The organism is Nostoc sp., assembly GCF_036919675.1.
Classification (GTDB): Bacteria; Cyanobacteriota; Cyanobacteriia; order Cyanobacteriales; family Nostocaceae; genus Nostoc.
Genome location: NZ_JBALCP010000111.1, coordinates 1 through 2,931, shown reverse-complemented (window position 1 = coordinate 2,931; position 2,931 = coordinate 1). Strand labels below are relative to the sequence as shown.

Below are 2,931 nucleotides of genomic sequence, written 5' to 3'. Positions count from 1 at the left end.
ATTAATTTCAGCAATGCCCTCTGGGTACGCGACTTTGACATAGTACTTAAATACTATAAAATTGCGATCGCGCTGTGCCAGTTGCGTAAGTCCTGAGTTCGTTGGGAGTTTTTGGGTGTCCATTTTTTTGCAAATAGTCAGATGAGCCGACCAACAGGAACGGAATGGGGCAGATGCGTCGCGTGAGCAGTGAAGAACGAGGCTCACTGCCGTGCACGACACGTAAAGCAAGATCAAACCCTTCTTCTACTAAATCCACTATCCGATCGTTCAAACTCAGATCTAGCACAATGTCTGGATAACGAGAGCGATACTCCGCCAGAGCTTTGGTGAATAACGGGTTGGCGAACCAAACTGGGGCAGTGATCTTGAGTACACCACGCACGACGACGGCTGATCGTCTTACCGCTGCCTCTACCATTTCCAAGTTATCCAGCATTTCGCGGCATTGCTCGTAATAGAGCGTTCCTGCCTCGGTTAGGCTTAGGTGTCGGCTGCTTCGATTCAACAAGCGCGTGCCAAGGTTTCGCTCCAAGTGCATCACATGCTTGCTGGTCATGGCTGTGGATAAGTTGAGCTGCTCAGCGGCTGCCACAAAACTTCCTAATTCCACTAACCGACACAACACTTTCATACTCATTAACGTGTCCATTGTGGTTCTAAAGTTTCCTAAGAAGAAACATAGCATCAACAAAATGATACTTGTATAACGATGAGAAATGAATGTAATTTGAGGAAGATGGCATTATCAACTAGCTAGAACACCGATTTATTAATAAAACATAAGATTTAAAAACAAGGCTTTTAAATCTTTTCCAATTAAATTTTTCTTGTTAAAACCTAACGAAACTTGGTTTTTTCATGATGACTCTGATTACTGAATCGATGTTCTAGGTAAGGAAATAGCTATGACTGAAGCAACAAAGGGGGTGTTCTAAATTTATTGCTTTTCTCTGAATAATTTACGCATTGAACGTTTTAGGAGTCTTGATAACAAATCTGGAACACTAACAACTCGTTAGCAGCCGCCCGCAAAAATTTCAATGTCAAATCAATTCAATATTGCAATCAGTGGTGGGTTCAAGCCCCCACTGATTGTAGACCACTGATTCTTAAAACCAGTGGTCTACTATACTCAGAATTACTTAATTCAAAATTAATTTTCTTACTAATTTTGCATTTTGAATTTTGAATTCAAAAAAAGGTCAAGGGAAACTTTAATGTCTCAGAACAACGATCTCACAGTGATCGACCGCTTTACCATCTTCGAGCAGTTCAACCTGCATCAGCGCTGCATCGACAAGGGTTGGGGACGCGAGCAGGTTGAACTCTACAACCGCCTTTACTGGCCGGAAGCTAAATTCAACGTCTACGATCTACGTACTTCAACCTTCGAGGGTTTTGAGGGCATGAAGCAGATGTTCGACTACGCACACAGCGTCTTCCCGATGGACAAGTGATTCCATTCTATAGGCGCGTTTGAAATTTCTGGCTTGGGTGATAGGGCCGAAGCGCACTGGCGATGGTTCGTGTCTTGGAAGGCTGAACACGTTGGAACCGTTTCAACTGGCACCTACGACGACATCTTTGAACGTCGCGATGGCGTCTGGAAGTGTCTGGAGCGCACCTCCAAGAGCGATCCCAACTGGCCAATAGACTTGTTCCAGCCCTTCGTCGACGCGGCGGACACTACTTTCAAAGCATCCTGACAGTCAGACTTTTGTAGGTCGGGTTTCCCAAAGCTCCACCTCCTTAGGCTATTTGATCCACGCTCCTAAGCAATACCGCTCCACCACTTTCTAGACAAAGTGATAGAAGCGACAAACTTCATGGAGGAATGGCACTAAGTTAAGCGCAAACCCTTGATAGAACTGGATGAGTGGGTGTGGGGTGTGGGGTGTAGTAACGTTCGCGTCAGCATTGCGTAGCAAAGAATTTTACTTATGTTCGCACTCATATTTACTTTTCTTGATTTTTTTCCGAACCCGCAACCCTACACCCTGCCCTGACGAGCTTTCAGCTTTTCTTAGTGCCATTCTTTTCTAAACTTTGTGTAATTACCGAAAAAGCCTTGAAATAATCTGGATTTAACGAACATGAGCCACACACTTAAAAACAAACGCGCACTCGTCACTGGTGGCAGTCGTGGCATCGGGACAGGGATCGTTAATCGTTTGGCAAGTGAAGGTGCTGATGTCGCTTTCACCTATAGCAGTTCGCCCGATCGCGCCAAAGAAGTTTTACAGGCGGCGCAAACCTTGGGTGTTCGGGCGAGCGCGATCAAAGCTGACAGTGCCAATGCCAGTTCGGTAGTTGCTTCAGTTGAGCGCACAGTAGCCGAATTAGGCGGTATTGATATCCTTGTAAATAACGTAAGCGTACTGGCGATCGCCCGAATCGACGAGCTAACGCTTGCAGACTTCGATCGAACGATTGACGTTAATGTGCGTGCTGTGTTTGTGGCAACTCAAGCTGCCGTCAAGCACATGAAAGAGGGCGGGCACATTATCAATATTGGTAGCACCAATGCCGAACGGATGCCATTTACTGGCGGCAGCATTTATGCTATGAGCAAATCTGCGCTGCAAGGGCTAGCAAAAGGGTTGGCGCGGGATCTCGGACCACGGGGGATTACAATCAACAACGTGCAGCCCGGCCCAATCACAACTGACATGAATCCTCCAGAGGGTGAATTTGCACAGATGCTCAAAAAGCTCATGGCATTGCCCCGCTACGGTACAGTTGAGGAAATTGCCGGAATGGTTGCGTATCTTGCTAGTCCCGAAGCAGCTTTCATTACTGGCGCAAACTTAACGATCGATGGAGGGTTCAGTGCTTACAGCAGTTTGCGTTCAAAGCAGCCACAATAAAAACTACCTAATAGGCTCAACAAACAGACCACAATGATTAAACCAATTTAGAGCATTTTCA

Annotated in this window: 3 protein-coding genes; 2 read left to right on the top strand and 1 reads right to left on the bottom strand. The window is 46.0% G+C overall.

Annotation, left to right across the window (positions count from 1 at the left end; translation table 11 throughout):
• Window positions 1-46 precede the first annotated feature (46 nt).
• A complete protein-coding gene (locus V7K49_RS24995; RefSeq protein WP_335208028.1) occupies window positions 47-640 on the bottom strand; it encodes a LysR family transcriptional regulator in 594 nt (197 codons plus the stop codon).
• Between the two features lie 580 nt (window positions 641-1,220).
• Between V7K49_RS24995 and V7K49_RS24990 the strand changes: the two genes are divergently transcribed.
• Both V7K49_RS24990 and V7K49_RS24985 read left to right on the top strand, forming a co-directional pair.
• Window positions 1,221-1,460, top strand: coding sequence for a hypothetical protein (locus V7K49_RS24990; protein WP_335208026.1), 240 nt, complete (start codon window positions 1,221-1,223; stop codon window positions 1,458-1,460).
• A 636-nt stretch (window positions 1,461-2,096) separates the two neighbouring features.
• A complete protein-coding gene (locus V7K49_RS24985) occupies window positions 2,097-2,870 on the top strand; it encodes a 3-oxoacyl-ACP reductase family protein (RefSeq protein WP_335208024.1) in 774 nt (257 codons plus the stop codon).
• Window positions 2,871-2,931: the final 61 nt, after the last annotated feature.

Bases quoted from the DNA above. Each gene is read 5' to 3' on its own strand.
- V7K49_RS24995 (WP_335208028.1), bottom strand. From the start codon at position 640: ATGAGTATGAAAGTGTTGTGTCGGTTAGTGGAATTAGGAAGTTTTGTG.
- V7K49_RS24990 (WP_335208026.1), top strand. From the start codon at position 1,221: ATGTCTCAGAACAACGATCTCACAGTGATCGACCGCTTTACCATCTTC.
- V7K49_RS24985 (WP_335208024.1), top strand. From the start codon at position 2,097: ATGAGCCACACACTTAAAAACAAACGCGCACTCGTCACTGGTGGCAGT.